This is a genomic window from Pseudomonas sp. S06B 330 (genome assembly GCF_002845275.2).
Lineage (GTDB): Bacteria > Pseudomonadota > Gammaproteobacteria > Pseudomonadales > Pseudomonadaceae > Aquipseudomonas.
Genome location: NZ_CP088149.1, coordinates 4,702,710 through 4,722,985 on the forward strand (window position 1 = coordinate 4,702,710; position 20,276 = coordinate 4,722,985).

Below are 20,276 nucleotides of genomic sequence, written 5' to 3' on the forward strand. Positions count from 1 at the left end.
AAATAGAACGACAAGACCTTCCAGGATGTACCGTGACCGATAGCGCCCCTGATCGCCCTTCGCCGCCAGACCCGGCTGCCTGCGATAGTGCCATGGACCAGGCGCTGGACTGGCTGATTCGACTGCAATGCGCCAGCGCTGAGGACACTCATGCCTTCGAGGCCTGGCTGGAAGCCGACCCGGCCAATGCCCAAGCCTACGTCGAGGCCGAAGCACTGTGGCAAGGCGATATCCTACGCCAGGCCGCCAGCCAGATTGCCCTGACCCAACGCCCTTCGCGCTTGGCGCGCTTGCGCCCACACTGGAAACCTCTGGCCGCTGCCGCGGTATTGCTGATCAGCGTTTTCACCGTTGGCAATCTACCGGTGCGTCTGCAAGCCGATCACCTGACCGTGGTCGGCGAGCGCCAGCGCCTTCAGCTTGAAGATGGCTCCAAGGTGCTGCTCAACACCAATTCGGCATTCTCCAGCGACATCGATGCCCGCCAGCGCGTCGCTCATCTTTACCAGGGCGAGGCCTTCTTCGAGGTCCCGGCAGGTCGCAGCCAGCCACTGGAATTACAAGCCGGCCCACTGCGCGCCAGCGTCCGCGACAGCGATTTCGCCGTGCGCTATCTCGACGGCGAAGCGCAGGTGCGTGTGCAACGCGGGGATGTCGACCTGCAAGGCAACAGTGACCAGCGCATTCGCCTGTCCAGTGGCGATAGCATTCGTGTCGGCCCCAATGGCTTTGGCCAGCGCGAACGGGTCGACGCGCAAAAGGACCTGGCCTGGGTCCAGGGCCGTCTGATCTTCGAGAACTGCCCGCTGAATCAGGTAGTCGCCGAACTGCGTCGTTACTATCCGGGCCTGATCATCTCGCGCAACGAGCGCCTGGAGCAGGTCGCGGTCACCGGCAACTACCGTCTGGACCAACCACTGGAAACCCTACGCGCCCTGGCACACATCACTTCGTCACAGCTGTATGAGCTTCCTGCCATGGTCATTCTTAACTGATCGGAAAGTTTTTTTACGCGATCCCCTGAGGCGTTACGTCTCGTTATAGCCAATGCAATTGATTCTTATTTTTGGATCAACCTGCACCTATAACATTCGCGCGACAGGGAGCGCTTTCGATGCACACTGGTTTTACTCGTCGGTCTTCAGACACTTCACGTACGCCTGGGCTGCAACGTTGCACGCTCTCCCTGTTGACCCTGGCCATGCTCGCCAGCGGTGCCTGCAGCCTGCCAGCACTGGCCGCTGAACCCGCCCAAGCCAGTGCCCCTCGCATGGGAGACTACCGCTTTGCCATCAACCAGCAGCCTTTGGTATCGGCGCTCAATGCCTTCACCGCAGTGACCGGCTGGCAGGTGGGGCTGTCGGCTGAGCTGGCTGAAGGCGTGGCCTCGCCGGGCGTACAGGGTTCGCTGAAGCCGGAAGCGGCCTTACAGCGCCTGCTTGCTGGCACCGGCCTGAAATACCGCACCCTCAGTGCAGGTAACGTGGTGCTGGAGCGCAACAACTCCAGCACCATCGCCCTGCAGCAGATCACCATCAGCGCTACCCGTAGTGCCCAAGACATCAGCCAGGTGCCGAGTACCGTATCGGTACAGACCCGAGAGCAGCTCGACCGCCAGAACGTCAACAACATCAAGGAATTGGTGCGTTACGAGCCCGGTGTTTCGGTCGGCGGCACCGGTCAGCGCAGTGGCCTTAACGGCTACAACATTCGTGGGATCGACGGTGAGCGTGTGCTGACCCAGATCGACGGTGTGTCGATCCCCGACAGCTTCTTCTTCGGCCCTTATGCTCAGACCCAGCGCAACTACGTCGATCCCGAGATCATCAAGCGCGTCGAAATTCTGCGTGGCCCAGCGTCGGTGCTGTACGGCAGCAACGCCATCGGCGGCGCAGTCAGCTACTTCACCCTCGACCCGGATGACATCATCAAGCCCGGTAAAGACGTTGGTGCGCGCCTGAAGACCGGCTACAGCTCGGCAGACGAAAGCTGGCTGAATTCGGCCACCGTTGCCGGGCGCCATGGCGACTTCGACGGCCTGCTGCACTTGAGCCAACGCAACGGCCATGAGACTGAGTCCTATGGCGGCCACGGTGGCACCGGCCTTGAGCGTACCGAAGCCAACCCTGAAGACGTTCGCACCACCAACATTCTGGCCAAGGCTGGCTGGAACTATGCCGACGACTCGCGCCTGGCCTTCACCTACGAGCATTACAAGGACGACCGCGACCTGGATCAACTGAGCTCGGTGGGCGGCCCGTTCATTCCTGGCTTTGGTGCCATGAACTCGTACCGTGACCGGACCGGCAATGACACCATCACCCGCGAACGCTTCGGTATCAACCACGAATTCGCCCTCGGCAGCCTGCTTGCCGACAACGTCAAGTGGAGCCTGAACTACCAGATCGGCAAGACCGACCAGCGCACCGAAGAGCTCTATGTTGCCGGGGGCCGCGAGGTGTTCCGTGATCGCCAGACCACCTACAAGGATCGTCAGTGGCTGTTTGATGCCCAGCTGGACAAAGCCTTCAGCATTGGCGAGACCGAGCACCTGCTGACCTATGGCACCACCCTCAAGCATCAGAAAGTCACCGGTTCGCGCAGTGGTAGCGGCACCTGCTTGAATGTCGGCGGCACCTGCACCGCTATCGGCGCTGACAGCCCGCGTGATGGCCAGGAACTGGTCAGCGATTTCCCGGACCCGACCGTCAACACCTACAGCCTGTTTGCCCAGGATGAGATCCGCTGGAACCAGTGGACCTTCCTGCCAGGTGTGCGCTACGACTACACCAAGATGACCCCGGACATGACCGACGAATTCCTCCTTGGCGTCGATGCAAAGCCTGGCGAGCCAATCGACGACGACGCCAAGAAATGGCACCGGGTATCGCCCAAGTTCGGCATCACCTATGCCTTCAACAACAATTACACCTGGTACGGTCAGTACGCCGAAGGCTTCCGTACGCCGACGGCCAAAGCGCTCTATGGTCGCTTTGAAAACCCGGGCCTGGACTACAGCGTACGTGGCAACCCCAACCTGGAGCCGGAAAAGAGCAAAAGCTACGAAACCGGTCTTCGTGGCAACTTCGACGCTGGTAACTTCGATGTGGCGGTGTTCTACAACAAGTACCGCGATTTCATCAATGAAGACGCCGTGCAGGGCAACGACCTGGGCCAAACCTTCGAAGCCAACAACATCAAGCACGCCACCATCAAGGGTGCCGAGTTCAAGGGTCGCCTGAACCTGGACGCCTTTGGTGCGCCTCAAGGCCTGTATACCCAAGGTTCGCTGGCTTATGCGCATGGTCGCAATGATGACACCGGTCAGCCGCTCAACAGTGTTAATCCGCTGACCGCGGTGATGGGCCTGGGCTATGAGCAGGAGCAATACGGCGCCTTGCTGAGCTGGACCCTGGTCAAGCGCAAGGACCGGGTTGACGACACCACCTTCTTCGCTCCGGATGGCGCCAGCAAACAGTTCCGCACACCAGGCTACGGCGTGCTCGATCTGGCCGGCTTCTACAAGGTTACCGACGACATCACTGTCAACGCCGGCCTGTACAACCTGACCGACAAAAAGTACTGGCAGTGGGATGACGTACGCGGCTACGACGGCCTTGGCGAAGCGGCTGTCACCGCGCCGGCCAACCTCGATCGCCTGACTATGCCGGGGCGCAATTTCGCCATCAACCTGGTCTGGGACATCTAAACCCATCGCGTCTTTTTGTGGGAGCCAGCCTTGCTGGCGATGGGGTCGGCGCGGTGTCAGCTATTGCGCGGCGTCTGCATCGCTGGCAAGGCCAGCTCCCACAAACCAGCAATAACAGAAAAACAGGTGAGGTTTTTTTACTGTCACGCGTCCTCTTGTTCGTCTAGTCACTAGGCACGCCCATTTCGCAAGGAATCACCATGACCGCCGCAACCACCACCGAACGCGCCAGCCTGCGTTCGCAACGCCTGAACCAGCTGACCCATGCCCCGCATAGCGAGCTGGACGCTCTGGTCAAATCCCACGCGCCGTTCGAAACCCGCGAAAGCTTCGCCCGCTTCGTCGTCGCCCAGTACCTGTTCCAGAACGAACTCAAGGCGCTGTACACCGACCCGGCACTGATTGCCATCGTCCCTGACCTGGCCGAACGCTGCCGCGCCGAACAGGCTGGCCTGGACCTGGCTGACCTCAACACCGAGATTCCAGCAGATTTCCCCGGTGCTGTTGAGAACCCGAGCCTGGGCGAAGCCATGGGCTGGATCTTCGTTTCCGAAGGCTCCAAGCTGGGTGCCGCATTCCTGATCAAGCGCGCCGTGGTGCTGGGCCTGTCCGACAGCTTCGGAGCCCGTCACCTGGGCGAGCCTGCCGGTGGCCGCGCTGAAGGCTGGAAGCAGTTCACCCGCATCCTCGACGGTCTGGAGCTGAGCGCCGAAGAAGAAGCCAAAGCCGAAAAAGGTGCCGTAGCGGCGTTCGAACGCTTCACCGAATTGCTCAAACACGCCTACGCAACTGCGCCTAAAGCCGAACTGGCCTGATGCGCCGTACCCGGTTACCCTCGTGGTAACCGGGCCTTACCCGTGCAACCGACGCTGCCATGACCCGCCCTTCTAGCTCGAAACTCTCCCGCCTGCTGTTCGGCCTACTGGCCTATATCAGCCTGGCCATCGGCCTGGTCGCTATTGTGGTGCCCGGCTTGCCGACCACCGAGTTCATTCTGCTCGCCGCCTGGGCCGCCACCCGCAGCTCACCGCGCCTGAGCGCCTGGCTGGAAAATCATCGCTTGTTCGGCCCGATCCTGCACAACTGGCGCAATGGCAAGGTCATCCAGCGTCGCGCCAAACTCAGCGCCACCATCAGCATGCTGTTGTGCGCGAGCCTGATGCTGGTGTTCCTTGATCACGGTTGGCCGGTGTTTCTTGCCATCGGCGGCATGGCCTTGGGCAACCTGTGGATCTGGTCGCGGCCGGAAACTGTAAGAGGGGTGGATGAACTGGGCTCGGTGAAGTCTTCGCAGGGATAGCCGCAGCCTGGTGGCAGCGGCTTCCCCTGTTCGTTACAAGGTCAGCAGCCCCGCATACAGGCCATACGCCGCCACTACAGCGCCCACCAGCACCCCGGCAAAGATCAGCTTTTCCCAATGGGTGAACAGCCCCTGGCCCTGCTCATGCTTGGCCCGGGCAAACAGGATCACCCCTGGCGCATACAGCAACGCCGACAGCAGCAAGTACTTCAAGCCACCGGCATACAGCAGCCAGATCGCGTAGACCAGGGCGATGCCTGCAATCAACAGGTCTTTGCGTCGCGCACCTGGATGGCCCTCATATGACTCGCCACGCACTGCCAGCAGCACGGCATACGCCGCCGACCACAGATACGGCACCAGAATCATCGACGAGGCCAGGTAGATCAGGCTGGTATAGGTGCCCGCCGAGAACAGCGTGATCAGCAAAAACAGCTGGATCATGACGTTGGTCAGCCATAGTGCGTTGGATGGCACATGGTTGGCATTTTCATGGGCTAGAAAACGCGGCATGGTCTGGTCACGGGCAGTGGCAAACAGAATTTCGGCGCACAGCAAGGCCCAGGACAGCAACGCACCCAGCAACGAAATGGCCAGGCCGATGCTGATCAACAAGGCACCCCAGGGCCCGACGATATGCTCAAGCACCGAGGCCAGCGACGGGTTCTGCAGCGCCGCCAGTTCCGGCTGGGTCATAACCCCCAACGACAGCACGTTGACCATCACCAGCAAGGCCAGTACGCCAATGAAGCCGATCACGGTGGCCTTGCCCACATCCGAGCGTTTCTGCGCCCTGCCTGAGTAAACACTGGCGCCTTCAATGCCGATGAACACGAACACCGTCACCAGCATCATGTTGCGCACCTGATCGAGCACGCTGCCGAATTTCGGATTGCTCAAGCCCCAGATGTCGCGCGTGAAGATGTCGGCACGAAACGCCACCGCGGCGATGATGATGAACATCACCAGCGGCACGATTTTGGCCACGGTGGTCACCTGGTTGATGAACGCGGCCTCTTTGATGCCGCGCAACACCAGGAAGTGGACAGCCCACAGCAGCAGCGACGCGCAGGCAATGGCAATCGGTGTGTTGCCCTCGCCGAATACCGGAAAGTAAAAACCCAGGGTGCTGAACAACAGAACGAAATAGCCGACGTTGCCCAGCCAAGCACTGATCCAGTAGCCCCAGGCGGACGAAAAGCCCATGTAATCGCCGAAACCGGCCTTGGCATAGGCGTACACCCCCGAGTCGAGCTCCGGCTTGCGGTTGGCCAGGGTCTGGAACACAAACGCCAGGGCCAGCATGCCCACCGCAGTAATGCCCCAGCCGATCAGTACCGCACCGACGTCGGCGCGCGCCGCCATGTTCTGCGGCAAGGAGAAAATTCCGCCGCCGATCATCGACCCGACCACCAGCGCGATCAACGCACCCAGGCGCAATTTTTGTCCAGGTTCGGACATGCACATCCCCTTTCTGTCTCGTCTTTGTAACCTCAGGGGTTCACCCTGAGTTAAATATAGGCGCAGTTTAGGCGTTTATAGGTATTCCGTCTTTAAAACTATAACCCTCATAACTAGTGCGTCTATACCAAACATACTAATTGGTGAGTTTTGTGCACCACTCGCGACGCTTCAAGTAAATAAGAAAAAATCTTGTCAAAAATTTGCTAAACCTGTGAAACGGGCTAGCTTCAAATCTCGCAGGCTGTCAGAGCGAATGCTCTAAATCACCATGGAGGTGCCTGTGTACGAGGCTTGCAGCATTGCCATCGGCATACTCCGGGGGAGCTCTTTCAGTCATTGACGCAATGGAATGCCCTATTAACTGACCTGAATCAGCTTATGAATACGTCGCTGGATTTACTCTAGCTTCATCTCTTCTCCTGATACGGAGTTATTCGATGTCAGACGCTCCCGGAAAACTACGACTTGGTGCCCTTGTTGCACTTGTAGTCGGCTCTATGATCGGCGGCGGGATCTTTTCGCTGCCACAAAACATGGCTGCCAGTGCTGATGTAGGCGCTGTTCTGATCGGCTGGGGCATCACCGCTATCGGTATGTTGACCCTGGCCTTTGTGTTCCAGACCCTGGCCAACCGCAAGCCGGATCTTGACGGTGGGGTGTATGCCTACGCCAAGGCTGGATTCGGCGATTACATGGGCTTTTCGTCCGCCTGGGGCTACTGGATCAGTGCCTGGCTGGGCAACGTCGGCTACTTCGTCCTGCTCTTCAGTACCTTGGGCTACTTCTTCCCGATCTTTGGCGAGGGCAATACCCCGGCCGCCATCATCGGCGCTTCTGTGCTGCTCTGGGCCGTACACTTTTTGGTCCTGCGCGGGATCAAGGAAGCGGCGTTCATCAACCTGGTCACTACCGTGGCCAAGGTCGTGCCGCTGGCGCTGTTCATCCTGATCGCCCTGTTCGCATTCAAACTGGACATCTTTACCGCTGACATCTGGGGCACCATGAACCCGGACCTGGGCAGCGTGATGAACCAGGTGCGTAACATGATGCTGGTCACCGTCTGGGTATTCATCGGCATCGAAGGCGCGAGCATCTTCTCGGCCCGTGCTGAAAAGCGTTCGGACGTGGGTAAGGCCACCGTCATCGGCTTCATCACCGTGCTGCTGTTCCTGGTTCTGGTCAACGTGCTGTCGCTGGGCATCATGACTCAGCCTGAACTGGCCAAACTGCAGAACCCTTCGATGGCTGCCGTGCTGGAGCACGTGGTAGGTCACTGGGGCGCAGTGCTGATCAGCGTCGGTCTGATCATCTCGCTGCTCGGTGCCCTGCTCTCCTGGGTGCTGCTGTGTGCCGAGATCATGTTCGCCGCCGCCAAAGACCACACCATGCCGGAGTTCCTGCGCCGCGAGAATGCCAACCATGTGCCGGCCAATGCCCTGTGGCTGACCAACGCCATGGTGCAGATCTTCCTGGTCATCACCCTGTTCTCTGCCAGCACCTACCTGTCGCTGATCTACCTCGCTACTTCGATGATCCTGGTGCCTTACCTGTGGTCGGCGGCCTATGCCTTCCTGCTCGCACTGCGTAGCGAAACCTATGAGCAGGCCCTGGCTGAACGCAAGAAAGACCTGATCATCGGCGGCATTGCCCTGATCTACGCGCTCTGGCTGCTCTACGCCGGTGGCGTCAAATACCTGCTGCTCTCGGCCCTGCTCTATGCCCCTGGCGTGATCCTGTTCGCCAAGGCCAAGCGCGAGGTCGGTCAACCCATCTTTACCAATGTGGAGAAGCTTCTCTTCGCCGCCGTGGTTGTTGGCGCCCTGGTGGCTGCCTATGGCCTCTACGACGGCTTCCTGACTCTGTAACCCCCGTATTCGCAACTTGGAGGAAATAACCATGTCCACGGAAAAAGTTAAGTACGGCGTACATTCTGAAGCCGGCAAACTGCGCAAAGTGATGGTCTGCTCCCCTGGCCTGGCGCACCAGCGCCTGACGCCGAGCAACTGCGACGAGCTGTTGTTCGATGACGTCATCTGGGTCAATCAGGCCAAGCGCGACCACTTCGATTTCGTCACCAAAATGCGTGAGCGCGGCATCGAAGTACTGGAGATGCACAATCTGCTGACCGACATCGTCGCGCAGCCTGAAGCGCTGAAATGGATCCTCGACCGCAAGATCACCTCGGACACCGTCGGTGTCGGCCTGACCAACGAAGTACGCAGCTGGCTCGAAGGCCTGGAGCCACGTCATCTGGCCGAGTTCCTGATCGGCGGCGTGGCCGGTGAAGACCTGCCGGAAAGCGAAGGCTCCGGTGTGATCAAGATGTACCGCGATTACCTGGGCCACTCCAGCTTCCTGCTGGACCCGCTGCCAAACACCCAGTTCACTCGCGACAACACTTGCTGGATCTACGGCGGCGTAACCCTGAACCCGATGTACTGGCCAGCGCGACGTCAGGAAACCCTGCTGACCACCGCGATCTACAAGTTCCACCCTGAGTTCACCGGTGCCGACTTTGAAATCTGGTACGGCGACCCGGATCAGGACCACGGCAAAGCAACCCTGGAAGGTGGCGACGTCATGCCAATCGGCAACGGCGTAGTCCTGATCGGTATGGGCGAGCGCACCTCGCGTCAGGCCATCGGCCAACTGGCCCAGTCGCTGTTTGCCAAAGGCGCCGTCGAGAAAGTTGTGGTTGCCGGCCTGCCGAAGTCCCGTGCAGCGATGCACCTGGACACCGTGTTCAGCTTCTGCGACCGCGACCTGGTCACTGTCTTCCCTGAAGTGGTCAAGGAAATTGTGCCGTTCGTCATCCGTCCAGACAGCAGTAAGCCGTATGGCATGGACGTGCGTCGCGAAAACAAAACCTTCATCGAAGTGGTCGCCGAATCCCTCAACCTGAAGAAACTGCGCGTCGTCGAAACTGGCGGCAACAGCTTCGCCGCTGAACGCGAGCAGTGGGATGACGGTAACAACGTGGTGGCTGTTGAGCCGGGTGTGGTCATCGGTTATGACCGCAACACCTACACCAACACTCTGCTGCGCAAGGCCGGTATTGAGGTCATCACCATCAGCGCCGGCGAACTGGGCCGGGGCCGTGGCGGCGGTCACTGCATGACCTGCCCAATCGTTCGTGACCCTATCGACTACTAAACGACCATCCACCCGGCCGCACCTATCCGGTGCCGGCCGGGCCGATCACCGAATCCAAGGAGAATCATCATGGCGTTCAACATCCACAACCGTAACCTGCTGAGCCTGGAACACCACACCCCTCGCGAGTTGCGCTACCTGCTGGACCTGTCCCGCGACCTGAAACGTGCCAAGTACACCGGCACCGAGCAGCAGCACCTCAAAGGCAACAACATTGCGCTGATTTTCGAGAAAACCTCGACCCGCACCCGTTGCGCTTTTGAAGTCGCAGCCTATGACCAGGGCGCCAACGTCACCTACATCGACCCTAACTCCTCGCAGATCGGCCACAAAGAAAGCATGAAGGACACCGCACGTGTTCTGGGCCGCATGTATGACGCCATCGAGTACCGTGGCTTCAAACAGGAAATCGTTGAAGAGCTGGCCAAGTTTGCTGGCGTTCCGGTGTTCAACGGCCTGACCGATGAATACCACCCAACCCAGATGATCGCCGACGTGCTGACCATGCGTGAGCACGCCGACAAGCCGATCCACGAGATCAGCTACGTCTACCTGGGTGACGCCCGCAACAACATGGGTAACTCGCTGCTGCTGATCGGCGCCAAACTCGGCATGGACGTGCGCATCTGCGCCCCGAAAGCCCTGTGGCCCCATGACGACCTGGTTGCCCGCTGCAAGAAATATGCGGAAGAAAGCGGCGCACGCATCACCCTGACCGAAGATCCAAAAGCCGCAGTCAAGGGCGTCGACTTCATCCACACCGACGTTTGGGTGTCGATGGGCGAGCCAGTTGAAGCCTGGGCCGAGCGTATTCAGCAACTGCTGCCTTACCAGGTCAACGCCGAGCTGATGAAAGCCACCGGCAACCCACGGACCAAGTTCATGCACTGCCTGCCAGCGTTCCACAACTCCGACACCAAAGTCGGCAAGCAGATTGCTGAGCAGTATCCAAACCTGGCCAACGGTATCGAAGTCACCGACGACGTGTTCGAGTCGCCAGCCTGCATCGCCTTCGAGCAAGCGGAAAACCGCATGCACACCATCAAGGCGATCCTGGTTTCGACCCTCGCGGACCTGTAACCCATCACTTCTGTGGGAGCCGGCCTTGCCGGCGATGACATCAGCGCCGTCTCAAGCACTGCGCGGTGCCTGCATCGCTGGCAAGGCCAGCTCCCACAAAAGCTTCGCTTCCTATGCCAAAAGGACATCATCATGCGTATCGTTGTTGCATTGGGCGGCAACGCCCTGCTGCGCCGTGGCGAACCCATGACCGCGGACAATCAGCGCGCCAATATCCGCATCGCCACTGAACAGATCGCCAAGATTCATCCCGGCAACGAACTGGTCATCGCTCACGGTAATGGCCCGCAAGTTGGCCTGCTGTCGCTACAGGCGCAATCCTACAAGCCCGACGAAGCCTATCCTCTCGACGTCCTCGGGGCGGAAACCGAAGGCATGATCGGCTACATCATCGAGCAAGAGCTGGGTAACCTGCTGCCGTTCGAAGTGCCATTCGCCACCCTGCTGACCCAGGTTGAAGTCGATGGTAAAGATCCGGCGTTCAAGGATCCGACCAAATTTATCGGCCCGGTCTACAGCAAGGAAGACGCCGAACGCCTGGCCAAAGAAAAAGGCTGGGTGGTCAAACCCGACGGTGACAAATTCCGTCGAGTGGTCGCCAGTCCACGTCCGAAGCGCATTTTCGAAATCCGTCCAATCACCTGGCTGCTGGAAAAGAAGACCGTGGTGATCTGTGCCGGTGGTGGTGGCATCCCGACCATGTACGACGACAGCGGCAAGCTGTTGAGCGGTGTAGAAGCGGTGATCGACAAAGACCTGTGCTCGTCGTTGCTGGCTCAGGAGCTCAAAGCCGATCTGCTGGTCATCGCCACAGACGTTGACGCGGCTTACATCGACTGGGGCAAACCGACCCAGAAAGCTGTCGCCGAGGCTCACCCCGACGAACTTGAGCGGCTTGGTTTCGCCGCCGGTTCCATGGGCCCGAAAGTCCAGGCTGCCTGCGAATTTGCCCGCAATACCGGCAAAGTCGCGGTCATCGGCTCGCTGCCTGATATCGAAGGCATCGTCAAAGGTACTGCAGGTACCCGTGTCAGTACGGCCAAGCCTGGAATAAGCTACCGTTGATGCAGTTGGGCGGACTTAGGGTCCGCCCTTTTCAACCTTCCAGAGGAGCCTTTCATGGCCACGTTCACACCCGGTCATCTGCACATCGAGCGTCATGCACTGACCAAGGACGACGTCAGTTACGACATTAACCTTGATTATGAAGTTGCCACCGACCCCAAGGAAGGTAAAGGCATACAGTTCAAAATGCATGGAACGATCCAGGGCAAGGACATGAACGAACCGTTCTTTCTGCCCAAGGAACAAGCCTACAACTTCGCCAGCAACGTAACGAAAATCGCTGAGAAGTATGGTATTCCCAAGCACCTGAGCAACATTGGCTCGGTACACAAGCACTACGACGCCATGTTCGAGGACGTACGTGTTCAACTGAACATGAAATCCGGCGACCCGGTAAATCCAGAACATTTCGAGTAACCACTCGACCCCATCGCTGGCAACGCCAGCTCCCACCGGGTGTGTGAAGACTGCAGACCGTTGTGGGAGCCGGCCTTGCCGGCGATTCGACCGCAAAGCGGTCGCAAGGCATACTTGCCCACTTCGGCAGCCTTGAACCGTCCTCCCTCCTATGCGCATCCACGTCAGCTTCATCGACCGCGTCGGTATCACCCAGGAAGTGCTGGCCCTGCTCGGTGCCCGCAATCTCAATCTGGATGCCGTGGAGATGGTGCCACCCAACGTCTACATTGATGCCCCGACCCTCAGCCCAGCCGTGCTCGAAGAACTGCACGACGCGCTGTTCGAAGTGCGTGGCGTGCAGTCGGTAGACGTGGTCGACATCCTCCCCGGCCAGCGCCGCCACCTGCAGCTCGATGCTCTTCTGGCCGCCATGAGCGACCCGGTGCTGGCCGTGGACAGTGCCGGCCAGGTGCTGCTGGCCAACCCCGCGCTGATCGCCCTCTGCGGCCGTGAGTCGGCCGGGCGTTCGGTAGGCGAGCTGTTCGATGACCCCGCCCTGCTGCAGGCCCTGCTGGACAACAACTTCCACCTGCCGATGCGCGAAATGCAGCTCAACGGCCAGAGCCTGCTGCTCGATGCCACCCCTATCACCAATGTTGGCGGCCTGCTGACCCTCTACCCGCCCAACCGCATGGGCGAACGCCTGTCGGCCCTGCACCACGAACATGCCGAAGGCTTCGACGCACTTCTCGGTGAGTCCCCGGCGATCCGCACGCTCAAAGTCCGCGCCCTGCGCGTCGCGGCCCTCGATGCGCCACTGCTGGTGCATGGCGAGACAGGCACCGGCAAGGAGCTGGTGGCTCGCGCGTGCCATGCCACCAGCAGCCGCCACACGGCGCCATTCCTTGCGCTCAACTGCGCCGCGCTGCCAGAGAGCCTGGCCGAGAGCGAACTGTTCGGCTACGCACCCGGCGCGTTCACCGGTGCGCAGCGTGGTGGCAAACCCGGGCTGATGGAACTGGCCAACCAGGGCACGGTGTTTCTCGACGAGATTGGCGAGATGTCACCTTACCTGCAGGCCAAACTGCTGCGTTTTCTCAGTGACGGCAGCTTCCGCCGCGTGGGAGGCGACCGTGAGGTGAAGGTCGATGTGCGTATCATCAGCGCCACCCACCGCGACCTGGAGCGCATGGTCGCCGAAGGCACCTTCCGTGAAGACCTGTTCTACCGCCTGAATGTGCTCAATCTGCAGGTACCGCCACTGCGTGAGCGTGGCCAGGACATACTCATGCTCGCGCACTATTTCATGCAGCAAGCCTGCACGCAGATCCAGCGCCCAGCTTGCCGCCTGACACCAGCCACCCACTCGGCACTGCTGGCCAACCCCTGGCCGGGTAACGTACGCCAGCTGCAGAACGTGATATTCCGCGCCGCGGCCATCTGTGAAAGCAACCTGGTGGACATCGGCGACCTGGACATCGCCGGTACCTCGGTAGCGCGCGGTCAGGATGGTGAGGTGGCGAGCCTGGAGCAGGCCGTGGGTGATTTTGAGCGCGAGCTGCTGCAGCGTCTGTATGCCAGCTACCCGTCCACCCGGCAGTTGGCCGGGAGGTTGCAGACATCGCACACTGCCATTGCCCAGCGGTTGCGCAAATATGGCATTCCCGACAAGGCCTGAGTTGTTGTTCGCACGCCTTTGTTACCTACAGAGCGAAATCGCAAGGTTATTCAGAATTTTCCTAACCGTAGAGTGCTGACATTGCCCATAAACTCGCCCCCTCAAAGGCGTCCCCAGGCAACGTTCGCCTCTAATTAGAGCAAAGAGTAACCTGAATGCTTGCACTCGATTTCTACGGCACACTTGTGGCCGCTTCCCTGGTGCTTTTACTAGGCCGCGGGCTTGTTACACGCGTTGGCTTCTTGCGCACTTACAATATTCCCGAACCGGTAGCCGGGGGGCTGCTGGTTGCCCTGCTGCTTCTGGGGCTGCGCGCCATGGAGCTGCAGGTTCAGTTTGATACTTCACTGCAAACGCCCTTGATGTTGGCTTTTTTTGCCACCATCGGTTTGAGTGCCGATATCGCGAGCTTGAAGAAAGGCGGACGCATAGTCGGTATTTTCCTACTGGCAGTCACCGGACTGCTGCTGGTCCAGAACGCCATGGGTATCGCCCTGGCCAAGACACTGGGGCTCGATCCCTTGATGGGCTTGTTGTCCGGCTCGATTTCCTTGTCGGGCGGCCACGGCACGGGCGCTGCGTGGGGCGCGACCTTCAGTGAGAAATACGGTCTGGCGTCCGCCAGTGAGCTGGCACTGGCCGCTGCCACGTTTGGCCTGGTGCTGGGCGGGCTGATTGGCGGGCCTGTTGCCCGCTTGCTCATCAAGCGTGTCCAGACACCCGGCATGGAACATGAAATGCCCCGCGCCCCAAAAGGCTTTGAACAGCCGAACAAAGAGCGTTTGATTACGCCATTCACAATGATCGAAACGCTCGCGCTGATTGCGGTCAGCCTGATGGCCGGCACCCTCTTGAATAGCCTGCTCCACGGCAGCGCATTCGAATTGCCGACATTTGTTTGCGTTTTGTTTGTGGGTGTCCTGGTGCGCAACGGGCTTTCATTATTAGGCGTGTATCAGGTTTTCGAGCGCGAAGTTTCAGTATTGGGCAATGTCAGCTTGTCGCTGTTTCTGGCGATCGCGCTGATGTCGCTCAAGCTATGGGATCTGGCGGCATTGGCATTGCCATTCTTCATTCTTCTGGCTGCACAGACATTGGTCATGGCGCTGTTTGCGATCTTCGTGACGTTCCGAATCATGGGCAGCAATTACGATGCGGCAGTGTTGGCAGCAGGACATTGCGGGTTCGGTCTTGGTGCAACGCCAACGGCCATCGCCAACATGCAGGCCGTGACGCAACGCTTCGGACCGTCGCAGATAGCCTTCCTGGCGGTACCAATGGTCGGCGCGTTCTTCATCGACATCATCAATGTCATCGTGATCAAGTTGTACTTGGCGTTGCCATTCTTCGTCGCCGTTTGAAAGCCCGGGTACGGCGTTCAGGCCCTTTCGCGAACAATTTCGCGCAAGGGTCGTATCGAAAACGCTACACTGTAGCGAATTTGTTACACACCCATCCAAGTCCCCATCTGCAAGGGGTTGATCCTCCGAACCTTTTCGCCACCTCCCTATCTGTAGCGTTTTCATTCCATCAGAATGAACGAATTTTCACAAAAATATCTTAAGACACTGATTTATAAGTATTTTTTTATACTGGCCGCAATATTGCTAAGGAAACCCTCATTATCAGTGCTCAGTGCCGAACTTGAGCCACGCCTACCCTTGAGGAGTTTCCATGAGCGAGTTGCGTTTTACCGAAGATCACGAATGGTTGCGTACTGAAGCTGACGGCAGCGTCACCGTCGGGATTACTGCCTTCGCCCAGAACGCCTTGGGTGATGTGGTCTACGTGCAACTGCCAGAGCTGAAAAACTACGACCAGGGCGCCGAAGCCTCCACCGTTGAGTCGGTAAAAGCGGCCAGCGGCGTGTACATGCCCCTGAGCGGTGAAGTGATCGCCGTCAATGACCAGCTCGAAGACAGCCCTGAGCTGGTCAACGAAGACCCGCTGGGTGAAGGCTGGTTCTTCCGTTTCATTCCGACCGACGCTGGCGCCGTTGAGCGGCTGCTCGACCAGGACGCCTACGACCGCCTGATCACCGCCAACGCTAACGCCTGAGGACTCGTCATGACCATCAACCTCGGCACTGCTAACGAATTCATTGCCCGTCATATCGGCCCACGCCAGCGTGACGAGCAACAGATGCTCGCGACCCTCGGCTTCGACTCCCTGGAGACCATGAGCGCTGCGGTTATTCCTGACAGCATCAAGGGCACCAGCGTACTGGAACTGGGCGACGGGCAAAGCGAAGCCGACGCCCTGGCTTCGCTCAAAGCCATCGCCGCCAACAACCAGCTGTTCAAGAGCTTCATCGGCCAGGGTTACTACAACTGCCATACCCCAGCCCCGATCCTGCGTAACCTGCTGGAAAACCCAGCCTGGTACACTGCCTACACCCCGTACCAGCCAGAGATTTCTCAGGGCCGCCTGGAAGCGCTGCTGAATTTCCAGACCCTGATCAGCGACCTCACAGGCCTGCCGATCGCCAACGCCTCGTTGCTCGATGAAGCCACCGCGGCCGCCGAAGCCATGACCTTCTGCAAGCGCCTGAGCAAGAACAAGAGCAGCCATGCCTTCTTCGCTTCCGTGCATTGCCACCCACAGACCCTCGACGTACTGCGCACCCGTGCCGAGCCGCTGGGTATCGAAGTCGTGGTCGGCGATGAGCGTGAGCTGGATGATGTCGGTGCCTACTTCGGCGCCCTGCTGCAATACCCGGCCAGCAACGGAGAAGTCTTCGATTACCGCGAACTGGTTGAGCGTTTCCACGCTGCCAATGCCTTGGTCGCTGTTGCTGCCGACCTCCTGGCCTTGACCCTGCTGACCCCGCCTGGAGAGTTCGGCGCTGATGTGGCCATCGGCAGCGCACAACGCTTCGGCGTGCCACTGGGCTTCGGTGGCCCGCATGCTGCGTACTTCTCCACCCGTGACGCGTTCAAGCGCGACATGCCGGGCCGTCTGGTCGGCGTGTCAATCGATCGCTTCGGCAAGACCGCCCTGCGTCTGGCCATGCAGACCCGCGAGCAACATATCCGTCGCGAGAAAGCTACCAGCAACATCTGCACCGCTCAGGTACTGCTGGCCAACATCGCCAGCATGTACGCCGTGTACCACGGTCCACAGGGCCTGAAGCAGATCGCCGAGCGTACTCACGCACTGACCGCGGTCCTCGCCGCCGGTCTCAAGCAAATCGGTGTGAGTGTCGAAACCGAAGCGTTCTTCGACACCCTGACCCTGGCCACCGGCAACGCCACGGCAGCCCTGCACGACAAGGCCCGTGCTCAGCGCCTGAACCTGCGCCAGATCGACGCTCAGCGCCTGGGCCTGTCGCTGGATGAAACCAGCACTCAGGCTGATGTCGAAGCGCTGTGGCAGCTGTTCGCTGACGGGAAAGCTGTTCCTGAATTCAGCACCCTGGCCGCCGGCGTTCAATTGCAACTGCCTGCCGACCTCCTGCGTCAGTCGGCAATTCTTGAGCATCCGGTGTTTAACCGCTACCACAGCGAAACCGAGCTGATGCGCTACCTGCGCCGCCTGGCCGACAAGGACCTGGCGCTGGACCGCACCATGATCCCGCTGGGTTCGTGCACCATGAAGCTCAATGCCGCCAGCGAAATGATTCCGGTGACCTGGGCCGAGTTCGGCAACCTGCACCCGTTCGCACCTGCTGAGCAGAGCCAGGGCTACCAACAGCTGACCGACGAGCTGGAAGCGATGCTCTGCGCCGCCACCGGCTATGACGCCGTGTCGCTGCAGCCCAATGCCGGCTCCCAAGGTGAATACGCCGGCCTGCTGGCCATTCGCGCTTACCACCAGAGCCGTGGCGACGCCCGCCGCGATATCTGCCTGATCCCGTCCTCGGCCCACGGCACCAACCCGGCCACCGCCCACATGGCCGGCATGCGCGTGGTGGTGACCGCCTGTGACGCCCGCGGCAACGTCGACATCGACGACCTGCGTGCCAAAGCCATCGAGCACCGCGAGCACCTCGCCGCACTGATGATCACCTACCCGTCGACCCACGGCGTGTTCGAAGAAGCCATCGGCGACATCTGCGCGATCATCCACGACAACGGCGGCCAGGTGTACATCGACGGCGCCAACATGAACGCCATGGTCGGCCTGTGTGCCCCGGGCAAGTTCGGCGGTGACGTCTCGCACCTGAACCTGCACAAGACCTTCTGTATCCCCCACGGCGGTGGCGGTCCGGGCGTCGGCCCGATCGGCGTCAAGTCTCACCTGGCGCCGTTCCTGCCAGGTCACGGGCATATGGAAAACAAACAGGGGGCGGTCTGCGCCGCACCGTTCGGCAGCGCCAGCATCCTGCCGATCACCTGGATGTACATCCGCATGATGGGCGGTGCCGGCCTCAAGCGCGCTTCGCAGATGGCGATCCTCAACGCCAACTACATCGCCCGCCGCCTGGAAGAGCACTATCCTGTGTTGTACACCGGCAGCAATAGCCTGGTGGCGCATGAGTGCATTCTTGACCTGCGTCCGCTCAAAGACAGCAGCGGTATCAGCGTCGACGACGTCGCCAAGCGTCTGATCGATTTTGGCTTCCATGCCCCGACCATGTCGTTCCCAGTGGCCGGCACGCTGATGATCGAACCGACCGAAAGCGAGTCCAAGGAAGAACTGGACCGCTTCTGCGAGGCGATGATCCGCATTCGCGAAGAGATTCGCGCGGTAGAAAACGGCAGCCTGGACAAGGACGACAACCCGCTGAAGAACGCGCCACACACCGCTGCTGAAATCGCCGGCGAATGGAGCCACCCGTACAGCCGCGAGCAGGCGGTGTACCCGCTGGCGACGCTGGTAGAAGGCAAGTACTGGCCACCGGTCGGTCGTGTCGACAACGTCTTTGGCGACCGTAATCTGATCTGCGCCTGCCCGTCGATCGAGAGCTATCAGGACGTTTGAGTCGGGCTTTCGGGCTTTATCGCTGGCAAGACCAGCTCCCACAGGTTCAGTGAACATCATTGTGGGAGCCGGCCTTGCCGGCGATGCTCTTCATCAACAACGAGGGTACGACCATGTCACTGAGCGTCTTCGACCTGTTCAAGATCGGCATCGGCCCCTCCAGTTCCCATACCGTCGGCCCCATGCGCGCTGCTGCGCGTTTTGCCGAAGGTTTACGTCGTGACGGCCTGCTGGCCACCACGGTCAGTGTCAAAGCCGAGCTCTATGGCTCATTAGGAGCTACGGGCAAAGGCCACGGCAGCGACAAGGCGGTATTGCTCGGCCTTGAAGGTGAGCACCCCGACAGTGTCGACACCGAGAGCATCCCCGCCCGCCTGCAGGTCATCCGCACCAGTGGCCGGTTGCACCTGCTCGGTGAGCACGCCATCGACTTCAACGAAAAACAACACCTGGCGATGATTCGCAAGCCCCTGGCCTATCACCCCAACGGCATGATCTTTCGCGCCTTCGACCATGCCGGCCTGCAGATCCGCAGCCGCGAGTACTACTCGGTGGGCGGTGGCTTTGTCGTCGACGAGGACGCCGCAGGCGCCGACCGTATTGTCGAAGACAGCACAGTGCTGCCCTTCCCATTCAAAACCGCTAAAGAACTACTTGGCCATTGCACCGCTCAGAACCTGTCGATCAGTCAGGTCATGTTGGCCAACGAGGCAGCCTGGCGCCCGGAAAGCGAAACCCGCAGCGGCCTGCTGCGCATCTGGCAAGTGATGCAGGACTGCGTCGCCGCCGGATGCCGCAACGAAGGCATCCTGCCGGGTGGGCTTAAGGTCAAGCGCCGCGCCGCTGCCCTGTATCGCCAACTGTGCAGCAACCCCGAGGCGAGTCTGCGCGACGCGTTGTCGGTACTGGACTGGGTCAACCTCTACGCCCTGGCGGTCAACGAGGAAAACGCCTTTGGCGGACGCGTGGTCACAGCGCCCACCAATGGCGCCGCTGGCATCGTCCCGGCCGTGCTGCACTACTACATACGCTTCATCCCCGGCGCCAACGAAGACGGCGTGGTGCGCTTTCTGCTCACCGCCGCCGCGATTGGCATCCTCTACAAAGAGAACGCCTCGATCTCCGGCGCCGAAGTCGGCTGCCAGGGCGAGGTCGGGGTGGCCTGTTCGATGGCCGCCGGCGCCCTGTGCGAGGTCATGGGCGGCAGTGTCCAGCAGGTCGAAAACGCTGCCGAGATTGGCATGGAACATAACCTCGGTCTTACCTGCGACCCAATCGGCGGGCTGGTCCAGGTGCCGTGCATCGAACGCAATGCCATGGGCTCGGTCAAGGCCATCAATGCGGTGCGCATGGCACTGCGCGGCGACGGTCAGCATTTCGTCTCCCTCGACAAGGTCATCCGCACCATGCGCCAGACCGGCGCCGACATGAAAAGCAAATACAAGGAGACCGCCCGCGGCGGTCTGGCCGTCAACATCATCGAATGCTGACACCCTCTCACGCAC

General features: G+C 60.2%; 15 protein-coding genes. 14 read left to right on the forward strand and 1 reads right to left on the reverse strand.

The window, feature by feature from the left end; translation table 11 throughout:
- Positions 1–32: 32 nt before the first annotated feature.
- The 4 genes from CX511_RS21060 (at position 33) to CX511_RS21075 (ending at position 5,009) form a co-directional block, all read left to right on the forward strand.
- Positions 33–995 (forward strand): FecR family protein, encoded by a 963-nt coding sequence (locus CX511_RS21060; protein ID WP_045190190.1) that lies wholly within the window; start codon positions 33–35, stop codon positions 993–995.
- A 119-nt stretch (positions 996–1,114) separates the two neighbouring features.
- A complete protein-coding gene (locus tag CX511_RS21065) occupies positions 1,115–3,709 on the forward strand; it encodes a TonB-dependent receptor (RefSeq protein ID WP_101292143.1) in 2,595 nt (864 codons plus the stop codon).
- A gap of 200 nt (positions 3,710–3,909) precedes the next feature.
- Positions 3,910–4,524 carry a biliverdin-producing heme oxygenase gene (locus CX511_RS21070; protein ID WP_045190186.1) on the forward strand — a complete coding sequence of 205 codons (615 nt, stop codon included), beginning with the start codon at positions 3,910–3,912 and terminating at the stop codon, positions 4,522–4,524.
- A gap of 59 nt (positions 4,525–4,583) precedes the next feature.
- Positions 4,584–5,009 carry a YbaN family protein gene (locus CX511_RS21075; protein WP_045190183.1) on the forward strand — a complete coding sequence of 142 codons (426 nt, stop codon included), beginning with the start codon at positions 4,584–4,586 and terminating at the stop codon, positions 5,007–5,009.
- Positions 5,010–5,042: 33 nt separating this feature from the next.
- On the opposite strand, the gene arcD (CX511_RS21080) is transcribed toward CX511_RS21075, so the two are convergent.
- Entirely contained in the window at positions 5,043–6,470 is a 1,428-nt protein-coding gene (arcD, locus tag CX511_RS21080) for an arginine-ornithine antiporter (protein WP_045190181.1), read from the reverse strand.
- 440 nt (positions 6,471–6,910) lie between these two features.
- Between arcD (CX511_RS21080) and arcD (CX511_RS21085) the strand changes: the two genes are divergently transcribed.
- The 10 genes from arcD (CX511_RS21085) (at position 6,911) to CX511_RS21130 (ending at position 20,261) form a co-directional block, all read left to right on the forward strand.
- A complete protein-coding gene (arcD, locus tag CX511_RS21085; RefSeq protein ID WP_045190180.1) occupies positions 6,911–8,338 on the forward strand; it encodes an arginine-ornithine antiporter in 1,428 nt (475 codons plus the stop codon).
- A gap of 31 nt (positions 8,339–8,369) precedes the next feature.
- Positions 8,370–9,626: an arginine deiminase gene (gene arcA / locus CX511_RS21090; protein WP_045190178.1), complete on the forward strand. Its 1,257-nt coding sequence runs from the start codon at positions 8,370–8,372 to the stop codon at positions 9,624–9,626.
- Positions 9,627–9,695: 69 nt separating this feature from the next.
- A complete protein-coding gene (locus tag CX511_RS21095; protein ID WP_045190177.1) occupies positions 9,696–10,706 on the forward strand; it encodes an ornithine carbamoyltransferase in 1,011 nt (336 codons plus the stop codon).
- Between the two features lie 132 nt (positions 10,707–10,838).
- Complete coding sequence (arcC, locus tag CX511_RS21100) at positions 10,839–11,771, forward strand: carbamate kinase (protein ID WP_045190175.1); 933 nt, start codon at positions 10,839–10,841, stop codon at positions 11,769–11,771.
- Positions 11,772–11,825: 54 nt separating this feature from the next.
- Complete coding sequence (locus CX511_RS21105; protein WP_045190174.1) at positions 11,826–12,188, forward strand: DUF5064 family protein; 363 nt, start codon at positions 11,826–11,828, stop codon at positions 12,186–12,188.
- 151 nt (positions 12,189–12,339) lie between these two features.
- Positions 12,340–13,848, forward strand: coding sequence for a transcriptional regulator GcsR (gcsR, locus tag CX511_RS21110; RefSeq protein ID WP_045190172.1), 1,509 nt, complete (start codon positions 12,340–12,342; stop codon positions 13,846–13,848).
- A 155-nt stretch (positions 13,849–14,003) separates the two neighbouring features.
- On the forward strand, positions 14,004–15,209 hold the full coding sequence (gene gltS, locus CX511_RS21115) for a sodium/glutamate symporter (RefSeq protein WP_045190170.1): 1,206 nt from the start codon (positions 14,004–14,006) through the stop codon (positions 15,207–15,209).
- A gap of 313 nt (positions 15,210–15,522) precedes the next feature.
- Complete coding sequence (gene gcvH / locus CX511_RS21120; protein ID WP_101292142.1) at positions 15,523–15,906, forward strand: glycine cleavage system protein GcvH; 384 nt, start codon at positions 15,523–15,525, stop codon at positions 15,904–15,906.
- A 9-nt stretch (positions 15,907–15,915) separates the two neighbouring features.
- Complete coding sequence (gene gcvP, locus CX511_RS21125) at positions 15,916–18,771, forward strand: aminomethyl-transferring glycine dehydrogenase (RefSeq protein ID WP_045190166.1); 2,856 nt, start codon at positions 15,916–15,918, stop codon at positions 18,769–18,771.
- Between the two features lie 113 nt (positions 18,772–18,884).
- Positions 18,885–20,261: an L-serine ammonia-lyase gene (locus CX511_RS21130; RefSeq protein ID WP_101292154.1), complete on the forward strand. Its 1,377-nt coding sequence runs from the start codon at positions 18,885–18,887 to the stop codon at positions 20,259–20,261.
- Positions 20,262–20,276: the final 15 nt, after the last annotated feature.